1 pseudogene is annotated in these 551 nt (G+C 55.7%); it reads left to right on the top strand.

Features of this window, described 5'->3' with window-relative positions:
- Positions 1–55: 55 nt before the first annotated feature.
- Positions 56–551, top strand: a pseudogene (locus tag I6F24_RS37320) (AMP-binding protein); the annotation flags it as partial.

The raw sequence follows: 551 nt of genomic DNA, 5'->3' as shown, positions 1-551 counted from the left end.
TGGACTTGCCTATATTCTGTTTACGTCTGGTTCGACGGGCCAGCCTAAGGGCGCAATGATCGAGCGCGACGGCCTAAACAATCATTTGGCGGCAAAGATCGATGCCCTAAGTCTCACTCGGACGGATCGCGTCGCGCAAACGGCATCGCACTGCTTTGACATCTCGCTTTGGCAGCTTCTTTCTGGGCTTTGCGTCGGAGCCTCTACATCAATCATCGATGATTCGACATTGAGATCGCCATCATCGCTCCTTCAAGCAATTCAATGATGCGGCGCTACGATCGTTCAACTCGTTCCGTCGATGCTGGCAGTGTTTGTTGAATATCTGCAATCGCTTGCCGCGGCAGAGCGAGCCATGGACGGCTTGCGGATTATTTCTACGGTCGGAGAACCTTTAACGCCCGGATTGGCGCGTGCGTGGCTTGCCTTGTATCCCCGCGTTTCCATTCTCAATCATTACGGGCCGACCGAGTGCGCCGACGGCGTGACGCATCATCTGGTTTCCGTTCCGCCTGCGCTGGCTGAGCCTTATGTGCCGATCGGCAGGCCAA

It is taken from the genome of Bradyrhizobium sp. BRP23 (assembly GCF_020194135.1).
GTDB lineage: Bacteria > Pseudomonadota > Alphaproteobacteria > Rhizobiales > Xanthobacteraceae > Bradyrhizobium > Bradyrhizobium yuanmingense.
This window is presented reverse-complemented; position numbering and strand designations above follow the sequence as displayed.